The sequence below is a fragment of the Flavobacterium algoriphilum genome (assembly GCF_048158655.1).
GTDB lineage: Bacteria > Bacteroidota > Bacteroidia > Flavobacteriales > Flavobacteriaceae > Flavobacterium > Flavobacterium algoriphilum.
Genome location: NZ_JBLNKY010000004.1, coordinates 142178 through 164974, shown reverse-complemented (window position 1 = coordinate 164974; position 22797 = coordinate 142178). Strand labels below are relative to the sequence as shown.

Below are 22797 nucleotides of genomic sequence, written 5' to 3'. Positions count from 1 at the left end.
TAAATGTTTTAAAAACTATATTATAAACCTAAACAGGCTCACCGTACAAATCAAATTCTGTAGCCTCGATAATTTTTATCATTACAAATTCACCAGTTTTTACATAATGTTTTGAAGCATCAATTAAAACTTCGTTATCTACATCAGGACTGTCAAATTCAGTACGTCCTACAAAATGACCACCTTCTTTTCTGTCAATGATGCATTTAAATGTTTGACCCACTTTTTCTTGGTTTAAATCCCAGGAAATTTGAGATTGTAATTCCATAATTTCGTTCGCACGTTCTTGTTTTACTGTATCTGGAACATCGTCTTCCAATAAATAAGCATGGGTGTTTTCTTCATGAGAATAAGCAAAACAACCCATTCTGTCAAATTTCATTTCTTGAACAAAATCTTTCAGTATGTTGAAATCTTCTTGAGTTTCTCCAGGATAACCTACAATTAACGTGGTACGAATAGCCATTCCGGGAACTGCTTCACGAAAATCTTTCAATAATTTTGTTGTTTTTGCCTGAGTTGTTCCGCGACGCATCGATTTCAAAATAGAATCTGAAATATGTTGCAACGGAATATCAATATAATTACAAATCTTAGGTTCGCGTTTCATGATTTCCAGAACATCCATAGGGAAACCAGTAGGGAAGGCGTAGTGCAAGCGAATCCATTCGATTCCTTCAACTTTTACCAACGCTTCTAATAATTCACCAAGATTTCTCTTTTTATAAAGATCCAACCCATAATAAGTCAAATCCTGAGCAATCAAAATCAATTCTTTTACGCCATTTTTTGCTAAACCTTCTGCTTCTTTTACCAATTTTTCAATGGTTTGTGAAATATTTTTTCCTCGCATCAATGGAATCGCACAAAAGCTGCATGGTCTGTCGCAACCTTCGGAAATTTTTAAATAGGCATAATTTTTAGGCGTTGTAGTCAAACGTTCGCCCAATAATTCATGCTTATAATCGGCACCCAAAGCTTTCAGTAATTGCGGTAACTCAGTAGTACCAAAAAACTGATCCACATTTGGAATTTCTTTTTCTAAATCAGGTCGGTATCGTTCAGATAAACATCCAGTAACGAATACTTTATCTACTAATCCTCTTTCTTTTTTATCGGCATATTGTAAAATCATGTTTACTGATTCTGCTTTAGCATTATCAATAAATCCACAAGTATTGATCACAATAATATTTCCTTCTTCGGCTTCCGGTGCTTCGTGTGTGACGTCTTTTCCGCTAGCGCGAAGCTGGCCCATTAACACTTCACTGTCATACACATTTTTCGAACACCCAAGAGTGATTACGTTGATTTTATTCTTTTTTAAAGACTTCGTTCTCATAGCATTATAGTCCCGATAATTTGGGAATTTTGCAAATTTACAATTTTTTATTCAAACTGAACTTATTTCAGTTTCTTTTCAATTTTTTTTATGAAGCTATTCCTGCTGTACGTTTCAATCTCCCGAAAAAAATCGGGAGGATTTACACTGCCATCAGGGCTAAAAAAAATCCGTTCCATAATAACGAAACGGATTTCTAATGGTATTTTTTTTGGAAACTATAATTCAAACAATAAAGTCAAAGAAACATTATTATTGATAGTATTTATTTTAGCACCATCGGTAAATCCTTGGTTAAAAAAACCTTGTTGAGAATTTCTTTCCGAAGATGAATACGATAAATCTAACTTGGTTGAACCAAAATTATAACCCAAACCGCCAGAATAACCAGTCAAATCACCAACTGTTGTTTTGTTTTTATAGGGACTTTGTTCGTAGCGGTATCCTGCTCTTAAACTTAATCTCTCAATTTTGTATTCAGCGCCCACTCTTATTTCATTGGTTTTATCCAAAACAGAATTCATATAGCTGTTTGTGTTACTGAAATAGGGATCATTTTCTGGTTTGAATTTCGTATTGCTGTAATCTTTCATCGCATAATCAATGCTTATTAATCCTGATTTACCAAAAACATAAGCAAAGCTTCCCGTAAGTTTACTAGGAGTTTGTAATTTGTAAGGTTCGTAATAATTTTTAACTTGAGGATTTACAACGTCATTCGTATCCGGTAGATTTGTTGCGCTACTCACGGCAACCAATCGTTGTGAAAACTCATCGCTTAAGTGATACCAAGTTGATGATTCGTAAGCCAGTCCTAAGCGAACTTCATTAGTTACTTTTGCAATAGCACCCACTTGAAATGAAAATCCAGTTCCGTAAGTATACAATTCATTATCAAAACGTAAATTAGTCACGGTATAATCCGATGTTAATGGAGCGCTGTTCTCTTCGTAAAAACGAGAAGATTGTCTATAATCTGTAAAATGGGAGTTTAAATTAACTCCTATATATAACTTATCTTGGTAAGACGTAGCTGCATTAAAAGACAATTTTCCATTATAGCCATTAGTGCTCATGGTATTTTCATGATAATAATTCCCGCCCGCTGGAACATTTGAAGTGTATTGTGTGTTGTTTGAATCGGTGCTTACAGGATTAATAATATAACCTTGGTATCCTAAAAAAGCTTGTTGCGCTCCGTGATTTAAATTTCCATAACTGGAGTCTCTGAGTTCGCTTAATGGAATTCCATCAGCATAGCTTAAAAAATAGCCGTCAACTGAATTATTTGGATTGGTTCCTGCTGAAAACAAAGAGTTGTTAAAATTATTGATGTTGTCATAATTCACTCCTACTGAAAACTTTTTCCAATTACTATTTGAATTTCGGTTATTAAAAACAAAAACACCTCCAGCTTGATTTAAATCAAATGAATTCTCTTTTTCGGTGGTTTCAGTGCCAAAATAGTTGGAATTATTTTTAGTATCGTAACTACTCAAAGTTACACCTATTTGGTTATTTGAAAAAACAGCCGAACCTGCAGGATTTATATTCAAAGAAGATAAATCTCCACCTAGCGCTCCAAAAGCGCCACCCATAGCTCTAAAACGTGCTGTCCCATTCAAATTGTCCTGCGCATATCGCATCGCATCTGTTATTTCTTGTGACTGTGCGGCACTAAAAGTGAAGCCAGTCAATAGTAAGAATAAATATTTTTTCATTTTATTTTAAGTAAGATTTAGTTTTTATTCAAATAGATGCAAAAGTTATCTTCTTCCACCTCCGCCAGATGATGATCTTCCACCACCACCACCAGTACCACCGCCACTGTTTTCACCACTGCTTCTGCCATAGTTAGAACCACTTGAGCTAGGGCTATATGATCTGGAAGTATCACTTCTTGGATTTGGTGTGTAAGATCTTGAATTAGTATTGTTGCTTTCGCTGCGAGAACTGTTTGTATTTGTGCTAGTTCTACGATTAGTAGTGCTGAAAGTATTGTTCTGATTTTGATTTCTTGTAAAAACAGGACTTGTTCTGTTAGTGTTAGTAGAATTTCTATCGTTTGATCCTCTGTAACTATTAATTTGGTTTTGAGAATAATTTGAGGAGCTGCGGTTGGTATAATTTCTATTACCGTTTACTGTGTTTGAATAGGATGAACCTCTTCGGCTTGGATTGTAAGAGTAATTACTGTTGTTATAGCCCTGATTATAGCCATAACCATAATTAGCATACCCGTAATTAGCATAGCCAAATCCAAAGCCAAAACCGTAATATGGGTAGTTCCAGCCAAAACTAGAGTAACCAAAACCAGGATATCCATAGCCATAAAATGGATAACCATAGCCGTAATTTGCATAACCATAATTAGGATAGCCCATTCCATAACCGAAAGAAAAATCCCAGTAATTAGGTGATACATTTATTGTGGTTTCACGGGAATTACTTCCCCATCCACCATAGTTTTGATTCGTGCCTTGGATGCTATCGTCATAAGTATTGTAGTTATCCACATCTGTAAAGATCTCTGGCGATTGATTGTTGTCTTGTAATGAGCCAAAATAATTTTTGTAATAATTATTGGTAGTATTTTGATTCTCACTTTCAATGATTTTTCTGTTTGAATTTCCATAAATTCCATCCCCGTCATAGTAAGAGCTATTTTGATAAGAGCCACATGAGGTTAACAGAATGCTCAAAAAGCCAACAATATAATAAATTGATGTGTTTTTGAAGGAAAAAGGACTAGTTTTCATATCTATGGGGTTTTTTATTGTTGGACAATACAAAAATAGTTAGTTTTGCGAAACTATTTAGTTAAAATGATTAAAACAAAATTTGTGCCAAACTATTCAATATGAGTAAGAACTTAACTACAAGATCAGAAGATTATTCAAAATGGTATAACGAGTTGGTTGTAAAAGCCGATTTAGCCGAAAATTCAGGAGTTAGAGGTTGTATGGTTATTAAGCCTTATGGTTATGCAATATGGGAAAAAATGCAAGCTGAGTTGGATCGAATGTTTAAAGAAACAGGTCACCAAAATGCCTATTTTCCTTTATTTGTTCCAAAAAGCATGTTTGAAGCAGAAGAAAAAAATGCGGAAGGATTTGCGAAAGAATGTGCCATTGTAACACATTATAGATTGAAAAATGATCCGGATAGGCCAGGAAAACTTATGGTGGACCCTAATGCAAAACTGGAAGAAGAATTAATCGTTCGTCCAACAAGTGAAGCTATTATTTGGTCAACCTACAAAGGATGGGTGCAATCTTATAGAGATTTGCCGTTGTTGATTAACCAATGGGCAAATGTAGTGCGATGGGAAATGAGAACAAGATTATTTTTACGTACTGCAGAGTTTTTATGGCAAGAAGGGCACACTGCTCATGCTACGAAAGCGGAAGCTATTGAAGAATCTGAAAAAATGATGCATGTATATGCTGAATTTGCAGAGAATTTTATGGCAATTCCAGTAATAAAAGGTTTTAAAACTGAAACAGAACGTTTTGCCGGTGCTGAAGAAACCTATTGTATAGAAGCTCTAATGCAAGATGGAAAAGCATTGCAGGCAGGAACGTCTCACTTTTTAGGACAAAACTTCGCTAAAGCTTTTGATGTTAAATTTGCTAATGCTGAAGGAAAGCAAGAACACGTTTGGGGGACCTCATGGGGGGTTTCTACTCGATTGATGGGGGCTTTGGTAATGACGCATTCAGATGATAAAGGATTAGTTCTGCCTCCAAATTTAGCGCCTATTCAGGTGGTTATTGTTCCAATTCACAAAACGGATGAGCAATTAGAAGAAATATCGACTGTGGTTGCTGATTTAGTTTCTCAATTCAAGAAATTAAAGATTGCGGTTAAATACGATGATAGGACTACGCAAAAACCAGGATTCAAATTCAACGAATATGAACTAAAAGGAGTTCCTATTCGAATTGCTGTTGGTCCAAAAGATTTAGAAAACGGGACTTTTGAAGTTGCACGAAGAGATACATTGACTAAAGAAGTTGTTTCCAAAGACGGAATTGTAACTTATATCAGCGATTTATTAGCTCAAATTCAAATTGATTTGTTTGATAAAGCCTTAAATTATCGTGACACGCATATTACTGAAGTAAATAGTTTTGATGAATTTAAACAAGTTTTAGAGACTAAAGGAGGCTTTGTATCAGCTCATTGGGATGGAACTGCAGCAACTGAAGAGAAGATAAAAGACTTAACCAAGGCTACGATTAGATGTATCCCCTTGGATAGGGTAGAAGAGGCGGGAACCTGTGTTTTTACTGGGGGTGAGTCTACAGGAAGAGTGTTGTTTGCAAAGGCATATTAAAAAAAAATAAATTTTTTTGCATCTAGTATTGTACGTTTCGAAAATAGTTGTATTTTTGCATCCGCATTAGAGAAGCAGGGCCCGTTCGTCTATCGGTTAGGACGCATGGTTTTCATCCATGTAAGAGCGGTTCGATTCCGCTACGGGCTACTATTTTTTTTGCATGTTAAAGTTTTCCTGAACTTAGAGGGAAGAATGGCCCGTTCGTCTATCGGTTAGGACGCATGGTTTTCATCCATGTAAGAGCGGTTCGATTCCGCTACGGGCTACAATTTCAATTTAGATTGATAAAAACTTAGGAGGATAAGGTCCGTTCGTCTAGGGGTTAGGACGCCAAGATTTCGTCTTGGTAACAGGGGTTCGATTCCCTTACGGACTACAAAAAAATAATAAAAGATAAAAAAGCAATAAAATGGCAAATCATAAATCAGCTCTAAAGAGAATTAGAAGTAACGAAAAGAGAAGAGTATTAAATAGATACCAACATAAAACTACTCGTAATGCAATTAAAGCATTAAGAATAGCTACTGATAAAGTAGATGCTACTTCTAAATTATCAAGTGTAATCTCTATGATTGATAAATTAGCTAAGAAAAATATCATTCATGATAACAAAGCTTCTAATTTAAAGTCTAAGTTAACGAAACATGTTGCTAAATTGTAATTAGTACAATTTTTAAAATACTTATGAAAAAAGCTCTCAATTTATTGAGAGCTTTTTTTATGTATATTATGTCCCGTCCTGAAATAACGATACACAAAAAACATCGTTATGGAAGAAAACGAAAATTATGTAAAACGCACTCAATGCGATTACAGTATGTCTTTAAAGCTTCAAATCATTAGTGAGATCGAAGAGACACATTGTTGTTAAACAAGTAAAAAGCAATATGGCATTCAATCCCGTTCAGCTATTGTTCAATGGGTAAAAAATTTGGTGACTTTGATTAGGAGAGTTAAATCCACTAACTCTTTGAACAAATCGGAACAAGTGTGGGTGTTGGACATCACGTATATTGGAAAAAGAGAGAAGCCTTGCTGTTTAATCCAAGAAAATTATGGGTATCTTGTTGCTGATGATCTTTAACACCTAAAGTAGTTTGGCTTTGAAAATGGCAGTCAAATAAAGAAAATACAAAGAAGCATAAACGGCATTTTAAAACAAGAATTTATGTTTGGTAACGACAAACGAAATTAAAGGTTATAAAATTTGTGGTGATTGAAGCCATGAAAACTTATAATAAATAACGTCTCATTATTCAAATTAGATATTGACACACGATCAAATGCGTATGCAAAACCAAATTAAAATAAGAACTTATAAAACAAAAAAAAGTAGTAAACTTACGTTTACTACTTTCTAGAAATTGTACTTTTTTTATTAATCCTGTATCACTTTTTCAGGACTGGGCATTTTGTTAATCTTGTGTTGTTATTTCAGAGCGATACATTATATTTTACTTTTTAAGTATTCAAGCATTGATATGGTTATAGGTTTTGATAAAAAATCAATGACCATAGAGTATGATTTTGCTTTTTCTAAGTCTTCAGGGTCTATTGTAGAGGAAAGAACAATTACTTTTATAGTGTTGAATTCTGAATAGTCATCGGTATTGAAAATATCTAAAAACTCCCACCCTCCCATTACCGGCATATTTAAATCTAAAAAGATTAATTGAGGGTGCTTAATTAATTCGCATTCAGAGTTAGTGCCTTTTAGTTTATTAAAGAAATTAAGCGCTTCTTCTCCGTTTTGAGAAGTAATTATTTCATTTGAAAATGATGCTTTAGTGATCACTTTTTTGCATAACATAAGTGTTATAGGGTCGTCATCAACGCATAAAATTTGATCCAACATTATTGTTTGTTTTTAAATGTTAATGTGAATGTAGTTCCTTTGTTTACTTCACTTTCAATATTAATGGTTCCTCCCATAGTTTCAACCTGAGATTTTACAAGGTATAATCCAAATCCTTTACTGTCAGGATAATTATGGAATCTCTGGTAAAGTCCAAAAACTTTCTCTCTATTTCTTTCTAAATCGATGCCTATTCCATTGTCTGTGAATAGTAGATAAACGGTGTCGTCAATTTCATTAGCGTTAACTGTTATTTTAAGCTTTCTATTTTCAGATTTGTATTTTATGGCATTTGTCAATAGATTTAACAATATGCTTTCTATATAGGCTTTGTTTGTATTTAAAACTGAAACTTTTTCGAAATTAAGTTTAATAATGGGTTTGTGTAATTCAATTTGAAAACTGAGCTGATTAAAAACGTTCTCAAAGATTTCTTTTAAAAGGACAGCTTCTTTTTGAATTGAAGGATTGTCTTTAATAATAATAACTTTTACTAAGTCATTAATTGTTTCATTTAAGAGATGTGTTGATTTATTAAAACCGTTTAGGATTTCCTTTAATTCTTGATCCTCTATGGGGATGTCTTCAATTAAGTTTAAAAGACCTGTAAGGTTAGATAAAGGAGCTCTAAGATTATGGGATGTTATGTAAGAAAATTGTTTTAAGTCTTTGTTGTTTTGTGTTAATTCTCGAATAAGCTGCTCTTTTTCTTTTTCTTGTTTCTTTTTTTCAGAAACGTCTCTTTGTATTGAAATCCAATGCGAAAGTTCGTTTTCTGAATTATATATAGGAATCATAGAAAAGCGAACCCAATATTCTTCTTTACTTTTCTTATAACTAATGGTCTCAATTAAACATTCTTCCTTGTTTTTTAAAGCGTTGATTAATTTGTTGTACTCTTGTTTATCAGAATTTGGACCTTTGAAAAGATTTGGAGTTTTTCCAATAATTTCCTCAGAATTATACCCTGACATAATAGTAAAAGCGGGATTGACATAAATTATTTTTGGAATGGTTGCGTTGCTGCCATTGGCTTCGGTTATAATTATAGAATCTTTAGATTGTGTAATTACAGTTTCTAATAGTTTAAGTCTTTGTTCTTCTTCTTTTTGTTTTGTTATATCCTGAATTGCTCCGATCATTCTTATAGCTTTTCCGTCTAAATCTTTAAGAAGGAATCCTCTGTCAAGAACGTATTTGTAGGAGTTGTCAGCACATCTAAACCGGTACTGATCTTGCCATTTTTCTGTTTTTTGTTCTATGAATGAATATAGTTTAATAGACATTTTAATGCTGTCTTCAGGGTGGATTTTATCAAACCACCATGTTGAGTTAGTACCTACCTGATCTTCTTTGTAGCCAAAAACATTTTCTATTCCTTTATTCCAAGATAAATTATCTTCTTGTATTTTCCAATCCCAAATAGTATCGCTTGTTGCTTTTGCTACAATGTCATATTTTTCGTTTGATTCTTTAATTTCGTCATTTGTATTCTTTAATTTTTCGAAAACCGCTACGTTTCTATTGTCATTTTTTGATAAAATAAATTTGTAAGTGATACCTGTTAAAGAAATGAATAACAAATCTTTTATAAAACTATAATATTGGTAATTAGTATTTTGAGTGTAATTTTGAAATAATTTATGACAAATAATGGCCATAAATATGGAGATGAGGAGATAAGTTAAGGTAATTTGATTGGTTTTATTTTTCATCACTCAAATATAATTAAATAAAACTTAATTATTAAACATGATATCAAACTATTTTTTAAGCTTTATTTACTTACTATTTATGGTTGTAAATGGTTAACAATAGGTAAACTATTGCATTAATATTTTTTATATCAAAATAAAGTGTACCTTTGCACCCATTAAAAATCACAGATGGAATCTATTAGAAACATTGCAATTATTGCCCACGTCGATCACGGTAAAACAACTTTGGTTGATAAAATTATGTATCACTGTCAGTTATTTCGTGACAACGAAAACACAGGTGACTTAATCCTTGATAACAACGACTTAGAGCGTGAAAGAGGTATAACCATTACTTCAAAGAATGTTTCTGTAGTATACAAAGGAACAAAAATCAACATTATCGATACTCCTGGTCACGCCGATTTTGGTGGTGAAGTAGAACGTGTATTGAATATGGCTGATGGAGTTTGTTTACTTGTAGATGCTTTTGAAGGACCAATGCCACAAACGCGTTTTGTATTACAAAAAGCTCTTGACCTTGGTTTGAAACCATGCGTTGTTATTAACAAAGTAGATAAAGAAAACTGTACTCCTGAAGAAGTTCACGAGAAAGTTTTTGATTTAATGTTCGAATTAGGAGCAGAAGAGTGGCAGTTAGATTTTCCAACTGTTTATGGTTCAGCTAAAAATAACTGGATGTCTGACCATTGGGAAAACGTAACTGATAATGTTGAAGCATTGTTAGATATGGTTCTTGAAAATGTACCAGCTCCAAAAGTTTCTGAAGGAACGCCACAAATGTTGATTACTTCATTAGACTTCTCAGCTTTTACAGGTCGTATTGCTATTGGTCGTTTGGAAAGAGGTGTTTTGAAAGAAGGAATGCCAATTTCATTATGCAAAAGAGATGGTGTAATAATTAAATCACGTATTAAAGAATTACATACTTTTGAAGGGTTAGGTCGTAAAAAAGTGCAAGAAGTAGTTGCTGGAGATATTTGTGCAATTATTGGAGTTGAAGGTTTTGAAATTGGAGATACTATCGCTGATTTTGAAAATCCAGAACCGTTACAAACAATTGCTATTGATGAGCCTACTATGAGTATGTTGTTTACAATTAATGACTCTCCTTTCTTTGGTAAAGAGGGTAAATTTGTAACTTCTCGTCATATTAGAGACCGTTTAAATAAAGAATTAGAGAAAAACTTAGCAATGAAATTGGGTGAAACTGATTCTGCTGATAAATTCATGGTTTTTGGTCGTGGTGTACTTCACTTGTCTGTTCTTATTGAAACAATGAGAAGAGAAGGATATGAATTACAAATTGGTCAACCACAAGTTATAATCAAAGAAATTGATGGTAAAAAATGTGAGCCAATCGAGGAATTAACAATCGACTTACCAGAAACACTTTCTGGAAGAGCGGTAGAGTTTGTTACTATGCGTAAAGGTGAAATGCTGAGTATGGAAACTAAAGGGGAGCGTATGATTGTAAAATTTAATATTCCATCACGTGGAATTATTGGATTGCGTAATCAATTGCTTACTGCAACAGCTGGTGAGGCTATTATGGCACACCGTTTTATAGGATATGAGCCTTACAAAGGAGAAATTTCTGGACGTAACAAAGGTTCATTGATTTCTATGGAGAAAGGAAAAGCTATTCCTTATTCTATTGATAAATTGCAAGATCGTGGTAAGTTTTTCGTTGAGCCAAATGCCGAAATTTACGAAGGTCAGGTAATTGGAGAAAACTCTCGTGGTGATGATATGTGTGTAAACGTAACTAAAGAGAAAAAACAATCTAACGTTCGTTCTTCTGGAAATGATGAAAAAGCTAGAATTATCCCTCCAATTATTTTCTCTCTTGAAGAAGCTTTAGAGTACATTCAAAAAGATGAATATGTAGAGGTTACACCAAAATCTATTCGTTTGAGAAAAATATATTTGACTGAAACAGATAGAAAAAGATTTAAATTCTAATTTTAGATTTTATAGTAAAAAAGCCATTCGAAAGAATGGCTTTTTTTATGCTTTTTCTTTTTTATTAAAGTATTAATACCGCTTAGAAATATAAAAACAATCCAAATTTAGCTCCCTCTCCTTTGGGAGGTAGGGGTAGACAGAAAAAACTGTTTTATATTTCTAATGGTATAATTTATCTCTTCAAGCTAAAATGCCCCTTTGCTTCTCTACCGTCTTCTAGTTTTAAGGTATACCAGTAATCATCCGCCGGTAGGAGAAATCCATTGAAAGTTCCGTCCCAACCTTGGCTTGAAGGAATTATTTGTTTAAGGAGTTTTCCGTATCGGTCAAAAATATAAATTGTCGATTTTGAATTAAAAATAGAATTTACTCCTTTTATATTCCAATAGTCATTATAACCATCATTGTTTGGCGTAAAGAATTTTGGGACACCAATTACGGCGATGGTTTGACTAATTAATCCGCATCCATTTTTGTCGTTTATGTATACTTCGTGAATTCCAGCAGGAACATTATTAAAGATATTGGAATCTTGGAAATATCCGGAAGTTTCGTCTAAGCTATATTCATAATCCCCAGCTCCGGTAACATTTACAGTAATCATATTTAAATCAGCCATATCAACAACATCAACCTTTTGAATGGTTGCAAGATCTGAAGCAGTTACTTTTATGGTTCGAATTTTAGTGCAGCCGGATAATGTAGCTACTTCAACGGTATAACTTCCTTCGGCATTTACATCTAATGTATACGCTATTTTATCAAGTAAAATGACTCCATCTTTTGACCAAACATATTTGTAGTTGCTTGTAGAAGATCCATCTTGAATTCCCGCATCTAGTTTTACAAAAAACGTCGGAAGATTGGAGCAAACTAATCTGTCTTCACTTGCATCTGTATTCAAATTTATTTTTGGTGTAGGTTGTACAATAAAAGGAATAATTAGGGAAGCTTTACAAGTCGTATTTATCGGGTTTTCTATTACAACCCTTATGTTTTGTGTTCCAGTGACGAATGGATTTGGTAACGGACTTGGTAACGAATTTCCATTTCCATCAAAGTATTTAACAACCATTCCGGTTTGAGTTCCTAAAATGGTAGATTGAAATGTAGTTGTATCAAAAGCAATCTTTCCGTCTTGAACCAATGGATCTGATTCGTCATCACAAGTAGCCGTCAAATTTACCGGAACACCAAAGGCTTCAGGCAAATCATCCACAATAAATTGAATGGTGTTTTCATCAAAACATTTTTGCGTCGTATTATTGGTAACAACAGCCTTAATGGTTTGTGAAGCAGTTGTGAATGTCGCTGGAAATGGACTCGTTATCAAAACTCCGGAGGCATCTTTTAGAGGATTATTTGCCGCATCAAAATAGGTCACGGTCACAGGAAACGATTGATTGGTTCCCAATAAAGTGGTTTCTAAATTTGATGTATTGAAAGGGAAAATTCCATCTTGATTGTCGTCGCATCGTCTGAAAATTGCGAGAGCATTGGCATAAGGTAATTTTTCTACAGTTAATGTTACAAATGGTCCCAAACCATAACAAGCATTGTCAATATCACTATCTACACGAACCCAAATTTTTTGAGTATTTGGATAGCCAATATTTCTATAATTGGAAATATCAGTAATTGCATTGAGTTCGGCCAAGGCATCAGCTTGATTTCTATAATAGGTTATGGAGTAATTTCCATCGGGTAACAAATCCTTAATGTCAGTTGTAACGCTGCTGAAATTGAAAGTAGTAATTCCATCTCTTTTATCATTATTGGCATTGCTCGCTCCGTTTGTGTCTAGAAAATCATCGCAAACTACAAAAGGGCGATTAAAAGTGATTGGAATTTGTGTTGATAAAACTTGTAATGTGATTTTTGCAGTTCTAAAGCATCCATTATTGTTTACCACTCTTGCCCAAACCGGCATTGTTCCTGCAGTCGTGTTTGTAAATGCTAATGGTGTAGTGATTAGTTGTGCTGCATCGGCGGTATTGGCTCCAGCCAAAGTTTTGTAGTAAGTGAAAATTTCATTAGCGGAATTACTTGAAATCACGTTGTTTTTTACCGTTAAATTAAAGGTTGATTTTGCATCCAAATCGTCATCGCATTGTATTATTGTCACATTATTGACAACTGGTAGGGGGTAAATGGTCAAGGTGGTTTGGGACGAAGTCAATCCGCATGAATTTCCTATTTTGTTTAATTGAACACGATATTTGTAACCGTTCATTGCATTGGTAACACTTATTATGGTCAGTGGGTTTGCTGTAACATTAGGATAAGTTGGATTACTGGTAAGGGTGTTCCAATTCACTCCGTCAGTGGATAATTGCCACTGATAGGTATTTCTGCCGTTATCCACTAATGAAACTGTAGCGTTTTGTAATTCGCACGTTGGGGATACATTGGGTTGCGTAGTTATTGCGATAGGGGCAGCCATGATATAATTTGGATTAGGTATTGTATAACCCATGCCGCTAGTTACTAATCCATTTGCGTCAACTGTTGGTGGAGTTATACTTCCAAGAATTCCATCTCCATTGGCATCTAAAAATCCAGCTTCAATAACGTCACTGCATAAATCGTTGTCACTGTCTAAATCGCGGTAATTTCGAATTCCATCGACATCTAAGTCGTTTCCGGTTTCTGCGGAATCTAAAATTCCATCATTGTCACTGTCTAAATCTAAATAATCTAAAACGCCATCATTGTCTGTATCAACAGGAGTAAATCCGGGCTCAAAAGCATTGTCTATTCCGTTATTGTTTGCATCAGCATTTGATAAAACCACCGAATTGTTTACCTGGACTTCTATTATATCCAGAATTCCATCGTTGTCGCTATCCGGATCCAATTGGTCGGGAATTCCATCTAAATCAGAGTCTTTTGGAAGACAAGGTGTGAAAAACTTTAAGGAGACTCGATTTGGGGCAGTATCAGATAGATTTTTATGGGTGAAACTTATCGAATTGGTTAAATAGGTTAAAAATTGGAAAGTACCAGTTCCCGCCTTTAATGGCAAAGTTCCATTTAACCTAAAGCGTATTTCAAAAGAAGAATATTTGGTTATTCCAGTTTCGTATATGCCATCATAATTCGTGTCTATTAATAATTGATTGTTTGGATTGAGGACTGTTATGGTTTTGTTTATATCAGAATTTACAACATATTCAGCATCAGTATTTAATAAATCTGTTGAATTTGCAGTTGAAACGTATTCAATTCCTGCACTCATTGGGCTCGCAAAGTTCATGGTATAAGTTACACTATTTGTTTTTCCTGCAGGAATTTCAGTGATAAAACTACCATTGGTATTTCCTATAAATGTTCCTAAAGGCAATCCCGACCCGGTAGTTGTAATGGCTCCAGTAAAGGAATTAGAATAACCACCACTACCAATAGTTCCTGCTGCGGCATTTGAAATGTTTATATTTTGATTTCCATACGATTCGGTACAATTGGTAATTCCATCATTGTCGTTGTCTAAATCAATATTATCATTGGCTTTGTCATTGTCATAATTTGTTGCACAGCTACTAACGGGAATTTTATCTGAAAATATAAAGGTGCCACAGTTTGAGTTAGTGCCTTTTACTTGATAAAAACCCGGTACAGAAGGAGTATAAGAATTGGAATTGGAATTTGGAATAGCATTACCATTATAATACCATTCAAAAGCATCATATGAAGTCAAAGCACTAATGCTTAAAACTACATCTGGGATACAATTAGAGCTTGCGCCAATTTTTATATCGGAAATGATTTCTGGTTTCAGGTCAAAACCAGAATAATAGCCACCATAAGTTGCAGCACCATTAGTTCCAAAGTAAGACACATAAACCTGTTTCGTAGATTTCACGGCGATATTGCCAAATAAACCATTAATTGTATATCTCACAAAACCGGAATTTCCTGTAATCGCAACTGGTGAAGCTGTTGTAGGAATGCCTTTTATTTTGACCAAAGCACCTGTTTCGGTAACGATATTTAAACCTCCGTTAAATGTTATATTTCCTATTGATTCAATAAAAGGGATATTATCAACACTATTCGGTGTGGCACAATTTAAAGGTGGCACAAAAAATAGGTTTTGATTTGCCGGAGAGGCGGACCCTCCAATACTTTGATAAGCAAACACATTTTCTGATGTGGTAACATACAAGTTTCCATTACTAAACTGACTTCCGTCAATAGCAACATAATCACCGGCATTAATAAGTGTGGCAAAAGGAGCTGCTGAACCATTCAAATAAATTTGGGTGTTGGGATAATTTGCAATCAGTAAAACACGCTCTATATCATTAGTACCAATTCCTTTTACAAAAATATACTCTTTTCCTGTTTTTTCAAGAGGAACTATTTGGTCATATCCCACATCTCTCCCATTAGTACTTGTGCTATTGCTTCCTCCAAATGAGCCGGAATTGACAACTACTGGTCTATTGGATTCAACCAAAGCACCAATCATTTTAGAGCTATTGGACGGAAAGTTATTACCAGCATAATTTTCCAAAGCCATTACATAACTTTCATTCTTGTTTAATGTTACTACTATTGGAGCCGTATAAATTGTGCCATCTGAAAATAGTGTTCCTATTGGAATGTTTGAGATTGTTACTGTCGTATTATTTTCTGTTGATAAAATTGAGGCAAAATTTAATAAGGTGCCATCTACATTTGGATTTAACATCGCTCCTAATCTAAATGTTTTACCAAGTGCACTATTTCCTTTAGATACAAGACCACCAGCGTGATTAAAAGAACCGTTATTGTTTACGGAAGAATTTCCTCTTACGCTTGCATAAACTAAATTTTCGGCTTCTATTATATATCCTTTGTTTTTTACAATCCCTATATTGGTTTTTGTGGTGAATAATTGAGTTGTATTTCCTATTCCGATAGTATATACATATGGCGCATTGTTGTTTACAACACCCGTTATTATATTTCCTCCAATTTCAATAATTTTAAAATTTACGTTATTAGTGTTAGGAGTAGAAATGTATAAATAATGATCGGCAGCCATCCCGTTTTGAGCTGTTACTGGTGGAATATAATGTGTTTTACTAAATTGGGCAAAACACCCGATCGATAAAAAAATAAAGAAAAGGAGTATTTTTTTTTTCATTCGCTAAAAATAGGGAATTAAGATTTATCTTTTTAGTGAAAAATGCCCTTTTATTATTCGTCCATCTTCAAAAGTTAAATTAAACCAATAATCATCTGCGGGCAACGTATATCCATTAAAATTTCCGTTCCAACCAAAGCTGGTTGAACTAAGTTGTTTTAATAATTTACCGTAGCGATCAAAAATTATTATTGTAGATTTAGGCAACAAATCAAGGTTTTTGATTTTCCAAAAATCGTTATACCCATCCCCATTTGGAGTGAAATAATGAGGATAATCAAGCACGTAAATTTTGAAAGGATTTGAAAGCCCACAGCCATTTTTATCTCGAACATAAATTAAATAATCACCAGAAGCTACTGCGTTGAAAAGCGGCTCGTCCTGAAAAAACGATCCATCAAGCGAAAATTCATAATCGCCGGCTCCCGTATATTCAATCAAAACTGAATTTCCGTTTCCATCAAAGTCATTTATTTTCGCTCCCGTAATAGTTGCAATTCCAGATGCAGTTACATCAAAATTCTTTGTTGCAATACACCCCGTTGGATTAGTAACTTTTACGGAATAATTGCCGGGAGTAGTTACATTAACTGTACTTGTAGTTTCTCCGGTATTCCATAAATAACTTGAAAATCCAGTATTAATAGCTAGGTTTATTGAACTGCCATTACATAATACAAACTTCTCTTCTTGAAAATTTACTGGGTTAAAAGTACTAATTACAAGTGTTTCTGGAGTAATTGCGTAACAATCAGAACCATTTACAATTCGGGCATATATAATTTGTTGATTGGCAACAGTATTATTAAAAACGTTCGGCAAAGGATTTTTTTGAGCAATAGCATCAGTAGTATTCAAATAATATTCAACTACTAATCCGGTTGGCAACCCATTCAGTACCTGGGGCGTTACTTGTGTATTTAAGTCAAACTGATACAAACCATCTTGAACGGTGTCTGCATCACAGGTTTTGATTGGATTTTGGGGACTTATTCTATTATTTGAAATTTGGAGGCTAACTTTTGCATAATTGGCACAACCATAAGAATTTGTAGCTCTTGCAAAGATAATTTGGTTAGTTGTTGTATTTTGATAATTTGTAGTGTTTACGATTGAATTGCGTTGTGCCTGGGCATCCGCTAAAGATTCATAATATACAATGTTGCTTACATCTGAGGCATTGTTTTTCACCAATGTATCAACACGGGTTAAATCATAAACTGTAATCCCATCATTGTTATCATCACACTGTGACAGTGTTGTGTCATTCAAAACGATTTTTGGAGCATATTCTACTTTTATTTCATCAGTGGTCATGCAAGCGGCGGGAGTGAAAGTAATTTCAACTTTATAGTTACCCGTATCAGTAACTATAAGCGATGGGCTAGTTTCTCCTAATATCTCATTGGAATCTTTAAACCATTTGTAGCTGTAGCTTGCGGATAATTTAGTATCAATAATATAATTTTCGCCAAAACAAATAGGATTATTAGTTGTTAATAATCGATCCAAACCTAAATCTATTTTTGGAGAAAAACTACCTGCCTTTAGAAAAACAGCAGAGTCATAATATTGAAAAGTGTCATCAGCAATTACTAATTTTATATGATAAGTTGTTCCGGCTATAACATTTGTTTGCGCATTCATCACCACAGTTTGTGCACTATAGTTAGTAGGACTAGTAGCGGAACTATAACCCCCAAAATAGTTTTCGTTTTTTGCAGGGCAACCACCGAATACGCCAAATGACGGGATGAAAGGATGTATGTTTAATGATGAAACAGGAGTAGTGGAGCCAGGAATTACGGCTAAATTTTGATAATTAGCAGGACTACCTTTTACCTTTATTAAAAATGCAAATCCATCAGAAAAACGACATGGAAAATCATCCTGATATTCATTTGAAGCGAATAAATAATCAAAACTTATGAAATTAGTCAGAGGTGTAAAATCGAATTCTAAGATGGTAGCATTTATTGTTTTAAAACCTAATTCCTTATCTAAATCGGCATCACCTATCCAAGAAGTATCACCCCCTCCTTGATTTCTTATAAAAGGTCCTGTAGAATTTTGACTGCTCCACGTACTTAAAAGCACGCCTTCGGTAAAAGGGAAACTTCCTCCCTGATTGTTAAAATATCCATAGCTATTTTTTCCTGCAGTAAATGTATCTCCAGTTGCAATTGGGTTCGAAATAGTTGCACAAGAGCTATTTACTAAAATATTTTCAACAAGTTGCTGTGCTGAATAAGAGTCATTTACTGAAATAGATTGCGCCGTTGCACTAAATAGAGTGGAACAAATAAAGATATAAAATAAGATTGTTTTTATATATTTCATAGCACTGTAAAGATACTACAAATCTCTATTTTTTAATAAGCGATAGGATAAGAATGTAAAAATGAAAGTCCAGCATAAAACAATTAAAATTGTGAAAAAATGGACACTGTAATCCTTACTGTTGTCCATTCCAATCTGGTTTCCAATAGACTTAATAATTGACAATCGGGATAATGGTTCCACAATTAAATTAGACATGGATTCCAAAGGAAAAAATTGTGTAATATAAGATGCATTATTACTGTCGGGAAATATTTTAAAAGTTAGAATTCCTTTGGCAATTCCTTCAATAATATTCCAAACTAAAAGAAATCCAAGTGCAAATGCCGAACGTTTTACCAATATTCCTAAAAATAAACAGAAAGAGAAAAATCCGATCAATTTTATAAAATAAGCCAAAATATATTCTAAATCAGAGAAAACAATGCTAATTTCGGTATAAGAAGAAAAACTGAATCCAAGAATTAATGATATTAAAAACACAAAAACGGTTGATGCCGCAGCAAATAAAACAATTGTCAGGAATTTAGACAGAATAAATTCTTTTTTACTCATTCCGTCTATTAAATTTTGTTTCAATGTACCGTAACTATATTCATTTGCCATCATTGAAACAATAACAATTGCCAAAAATAATTTTAAAATTGCCGCAATATAGGTGTTGAAATGCCAAATGAATGGAAAATTAAAAATGCCCATTTCAGCAAGATGAAGCTTAAAAATCCCAAGATCAAATTTGATTGAAGCTATTAAAGCAATAAAGGTTAAGAGAATAAAATAAGTTAAAGTCAATACTCGGCTTGCTTTATTTTTCCATATTTTTAGTAATTCTATTGAGAGAAGTCGTTTCATTGTTTTAGTTTTTGGTAGTTGGTTTAGTGTTATTTGTTAATTCTAAAAATTGCTCTTCCAAGCTATTTTTACGTTTAACCAAATGACTTAATACGATGTTTTTTTCAAAAAGAAATTGATTCAACTCCTTTGCATCCCAATCGTGTTTTAAATAAACTAAAACTTTTCCCCCTTTATTTTCAATATTTTTTACAGCTGGATGAGTCTTTAAAACGACCTCCAAATTTTCATTGTCATCAGCTTGTAACTCAAAAAAGCCTTCATTGACAGACATACCACCAACTAAACCAGAATATAAAATTTCTCCTTTTCTTAAAACCAGTGCATGCGTACATACTTTTTCCACTTCGTCCAGTAAATGGGAGGCGAGTAAAATAGTGGTTCCTTTTGAAGCTATATGTTTGATAATATCACGGATTTGATGGATTCCTTGCGGGTCTAAACCGTTTGTAGGTTCGTCAAGAATTAAAATTTCCGGATCATTTAGTAGGGCAGAAGCTATGGCCAATCGCTGTTTCATTCCAAGAGAAAACGTGCTGAATTTACTGTTTTTTCGGTCTGTTAAACCCACTAATTCCAGCTTTTCGTTTACTTTAGCGTAGTTAATACCTTTGATTTTGCAAACCAATTCTAAATTCTCTTTAGCCGTCATATACGGATAGAAATTAGGTCTTTCGATGATAGCTCCCACTTTTTTTAATGCTTCATGAGTTTGCATTGAACCACCAAACCAGCTGTATTCACCTGAGGTTTTATTTACTACATTCAAAACAATTCCTAAAGTTGTCGATTTTCCGCTACCGTTAGGACCAAGAATCCCGTAAACATTGCCTTTATATATTTCGAAGGAAACGTTTTTCAAAGCTTGTAAACTGCCATAACGTTTGTTGAGATTTTTAATAGCGAGTATAATTTCCAAAGTGCTTGTTTTTTTGAGTTTTATATAGGACGAACAAGGTAAGGATTTGTTACTATTAGACTGTATTTAGTTTGTTTTGCCAATTAATATGCATAGCGTATTTAATTTCTCAGTAGTAATAGGTTTCATAATATAGTCTTTTACTACACTGTATTTTTTTGCCATTTCAATATCAATTGGATCGATTGAAGAAGTGATAATAAAAATTGAAATTTCTTTTTTTATTGGCAACAAAACAAATTGATCCAGAAATTGCCAGCCATCCATGATAGGCATATTTAAATCAAGTAAAATTGCATCAGGCAGATTTTTATTTTCAGTACAATTTTGTTTTAATTTATCTAAAGCAGCTTGAGCATTATAAAAAGGTTGCACGTCCTCACAAAACTTGTTTTTTGAGATGAGAATACTGATTAATTTGACAGACATTTTATCGTCATCAATAATATAAGTTAATTTATTTTTCATTTAAATATACTTTAAAAATGGAACCCAAACCTACTTCACTTTCTACTTCAATTTTTCCATTCATGGCCTCTAATTGATTTTTGGTTATAAATAATCCAATGCCTTTTGCATCTTCATTGCCATGGAAGGTTTTGTACATGCCAAAAATTTTATGTCCATTTTGCTTTAAATCTAAACCTAATCCATTATCCTTGAAAGTTAGAACTGTAAAATTTTCATTAGTTTCATAACCGATTTCTAAAATAGCATTACGTTCAGGAGATCTGTATTTTATGGCATTTGTAAATAAATTAAGTAAAATACTATCTAAATATGCGGGAATTGCATTTACCATTAATTCATCAGGAATAGTATGAGTTATCGTTATGTTACTTTCTTTAATAACTAAACTTAATGCTTTTTTTGTTTTTTCAATTTCACTCTTTAAATTAATTTTAGTTATTTCAATATTTGTTTTCTGCTGAATGGTTATAATTTCATTTAAATATTCAATTGTTTCTGATAATTTTTCAGTTCCTTCTCTAAATAAATCAAAATAAGAAAGTTTCTCAGTAATATCTTCAGTATTTTCGATTACGTCTACAACCATGGCTAAATTGCTGCTGTGTGAACGAATATTATGGGAGACAATGTGAGCAAAGTTATAAAGTTTATTGTTTTGTTGGCTGGTAACTTCTAACAAGTGCTTGAGTTCAATCTCTTTTTCAATTCGGTGAGTAACATCTCGGCCGACACCAACAAAATTCATTAAATTATTTTGATTATCAAAAACGGTAGTGATATTCAATTCAAACCAGTATTTTTCTTTTTTCTTATTGTAATTCAGAATAGTAATTTTGATACTTTCTTTAGCCTTGATTGCTTCCCGCATTTTTGCGGTAGTTTGTAAATTTGTTTCTGGGCCTTTTGATAAATATCCAAGTTTTTGGCCAATAACCTCATTCATATCTAATCCTGTAAGATCTAAATAAGCCTGATTTATCCATATTACCTCTCCCTTTGGATTAGCAATTACAATAGTGTCAGTAGTCTCTGAAGCTGCAAGAGACAGCAGTTTCATTTTTTCTTCAATATTCTTCCTTTCGCTAATATCTCTAATGAAACACACTAAATAACTGATCTGATTTACCTGAAATGATTTTCCGGAAGCAATTTCTACAGGTATCGACGCACCAGATTTAGATTTTATATAGGTTTCATTTACACCATAATCATTCCTTGTTAAATTATATGCTAGAAAAATCCGTACTTCTTTTCTGTATGCCACAGGAAATAATTCGGAATTATGTACGCCCAATAAATCGGAACATTTATAACCAGTAAGAGATGTAGTCCTAGGATTACAATCAGTTATTATTCCATTAGAAGTATCAATGATAATAATGGCATCATTAGCACTCGAGAAAATGGAAGAAAATTTTTCAACATTTAATTCAAGTTCATTGATTAAATTTTGCTCTTTTGTAATATCTTGAAAAGTACCAATTAATTTATAAGGTTTTTCGTTTTTGTAAACTATTTGTCCTATACTTTCAATGTGCTTTATATTACCTTTAGCAGTAGTAATTTGAAATTTATCATTGAAAGGAATTCCCTCATTAATAGCTCTTTCAATTAAGTATTTGATTCGAACTCTATTCTCACCTTCAAGATAAAAAAAAATTCCTTTTTCTACACTTGGAATAAAATAATGAGGAACTTCATGGATGTCCCTAGTAACAGCATTCCAATAAACTAGATTAGTTTCTAAATTAATTTCCCAAATCCCAATCTTTGCTGATTGTGCAGTTTTGAAGTAGAGTTCAAGTTTATTTTTCATGATTCGTTTAATCTAATAGGAATTAATCAAAAGTAAAGTAAAT

The 22797-nt window shown here is 33.4% G+C and carries 14 protein-coding genes and 3 tRNA genes; 6 read left to right on the top strand and 11 right to left on the bottom strand.

Translation table 11 applies throughout. From position 1 onward, the window contains the following. Positions 1-28: 28 nt before the first annotated feature. From rimO to ACM55G_RS09135, 3 genes are all read right to left on the bottom strand, one after another. A complete protein-coding gene (gene rimO, locus ACM55G_RS09145) occupies positions 29-1342 on the bottom strand; it encodes a 30S ribosomal protein S12 methylthiotransferase RimO (RefSeq protein WP_416843604.1) in 1314 nt (437 codons plus the stop codon). A gap of 218 nt (positions 1343-1560) precedes the next feature. After that, on the bottom strand, positions 1561-3063 hold the full coding sequence (locus tag ACM55G_RS09140; protein WP_416843602.1) for an OmpP1/FadL family transporter: 1503 nt from the start codon (positions 3061-3063) through the stop codon (positions 1561-1563). 45 nt (positions 3064-3108) lie between these two features. Beyond that, a complete protein-coding gene (locus tag ACM55G_RS09135) occupies positions 3109-4101 on the bottom strand; it encodes a hypothetical protein (RefSeq protein WP_416843601.1) in 993 nt (330 codons plus the stop codon). A gap of 101 nt (positions 4102-4202) precedes the next feature. On the opposite strand from ACM55G_RS09135, the gene proS reads away from it, so the two are divergent. The 5 genes from proS to rpsT all read left to right on the top strand — a co-directional run bounded on the left by proS (position 4203) and on the right by rpsT (position 6345). Then, positions 4203-5681, top strand: coding sequence for a proline--tRNA ligase (gene proS / locus ACM55G_RS09130; protein ID WP_416843600.1), 1479 nt, complete (start codon positions 4203-4205; stop codon positions 5679-5681). Positions 5682-5759: 78 nt separating this feature from the next. Further along, positions 5760-5831 (top strand) — tRNA-Glu (locus ACM55G_RS09125). 47 nt (positions 5832-5878) lie between these two features. Beyond that, positions 5879-5950 (top strand) — tRNA-Glu (locus tag ACM55G_RS09120). Positions 5951-5988: 38 nt separating this feature from the next. Beyond that, positions 5989-6060: transfer RNA gene (locus tag ACM55G_RS09115), tRNA-Glu, on the top strand. A 33-nt stretch (positions 6061-6093) separates the two neighbouring features. Further along, entirely contained in the window at positions 6094-6345 is a 252-nt protein-coding gene (rpsT, locus tag ACM55G_RS09110; RefSeq protein ID WP_039109573.1) for a 30S ribosomal protein S20, read from the top strand. Between the two features lie 786 nt (positions 6346-7131). On the opposite strand, the gene ACM55G_RS09105 is transcribed toward rpsT, so the two are convergent. Both ACM55G_RS09105 and ACM55G_RS09100 read right to left on the bottom strand, forming a co-directional pair. Beyond that, positions 7132-7539 carry a response regulator gene (locus ACM55G_RS09105; protein ID WP_416843599.1) on the bottom strand — a complete coding sequence of 136 codons (408 nt, stop codon included), beginning with the start codon at positions 7537-7539 and terminating at the stop codon, positions 7132-7134. Continuing rightward, entirely contained in the window at positions 7539-9254 is a 1716-nt protein-coding gene (locus ACM55G_RS09100; protein ID WP_416843598.1) for a PAS domain S-box protein, read from the bottom strand. Before ACM55G_RS09100 ends, ACM55G_RS09105 begins: the two co-directional genes overlap by 1 nt. A 171-nt stretch (positions 9255-9425) precedes the next feature. On the opposite strand from ACM55G_RS09100, the gene typA reads away from it, so the two are divergent. Continuing rightward, positions 9426-11222, top strand: a complete 1797-nt coding sequence (typA, locus tag ACM55G_RS09095) for a translational GTPase TypA (protein WP_416843596.1) — start codon at positions 9426-9428, stop codon at positions 11220-11222. 175 nt (positions 11223-11397) lie between these two features. On the opposite strand, the gene ACM55G_RS09090 is transcribed toward typA, so the two are convergent. The 6 genes from ACM55G_RS09090 to ACM55G_RS09065 all read right to left on the bottom strand — a co-directional run bounded on the left by ACM55G_RS09090 (position 11398) and on the right by ACM55G_RS09065 (position 22754). Further along, positions 11398-16356: a T9SS type B sorting domain-containing protein gene (locus ACM55G_RS09090; RefSeq protein WP_416843595.1), complete on the bottom strand. Its 4959-nt coding sequence runs from the start codon at positions 16354-16356 to the stop codon at positions 11398-11400. A gap of 24 nt (positions 16357-16380) precedes the next feature. Then, entirely contained in the window at positions 16381-18696 is a 2316-nt protein-coding gene (locus ACM55G_RS09085) for a choice-of-anchor L domain-containing protein (protein ID WP_416843594.1), read from the bottom strand. 15 nt (positions 18697-18711) lie between these two features. Next, the gene (locus ACM55G_RS09080) at positions 18712-19548 is read right to left on the bottom strand and encodes an ABC transporter permease (protein WP_416843592.1); all 837 of its coding nucleotides are present in this window, start codon (positions 19546-19548) and stop codon (positions 18712-18714) included. A gap of 4 nt (positions 19549-19552) precedes the next feature. Continuing rightward, positions 19553-20467 carry an ABC transporter ATP-binding protein gene (locus ACM55G_RS09075; protein WP_416843591.1) on the bottom strand — a complete coding sequence of 305 codons (915 nt, stop codon included), beginning with the start codon at positions 20465-20467 and terminating at the stop codon, positions 19553-19555. A 66-nt stretch (positions 20468-20533) separates the two neighbouring features. After that, complete coding sequence (locus ACM55G_RS09070) at positions 20534-20935, bottom strand: response regulator (RefSeq protein WP_416843590.1); 402 nt, start codon at positions 20933-20935, stop codon at positions 20534-20536. Then, entirely contained in the window at positions 20925-22754 is a 1830-nt protein-coding gene (locus ACM55G_RS09065; RefSeq protein WP_416843589.1) for a sensor histidine kinase, read from the bottom strand. The genes ACM55G_RS09070 and ACM55G_RS09065 overlap by 11 nt, the downstream gene beginning before the upstream one ends. Between the last annotated feature and the right edge of the window lie 43 nt (positions 22755-22797).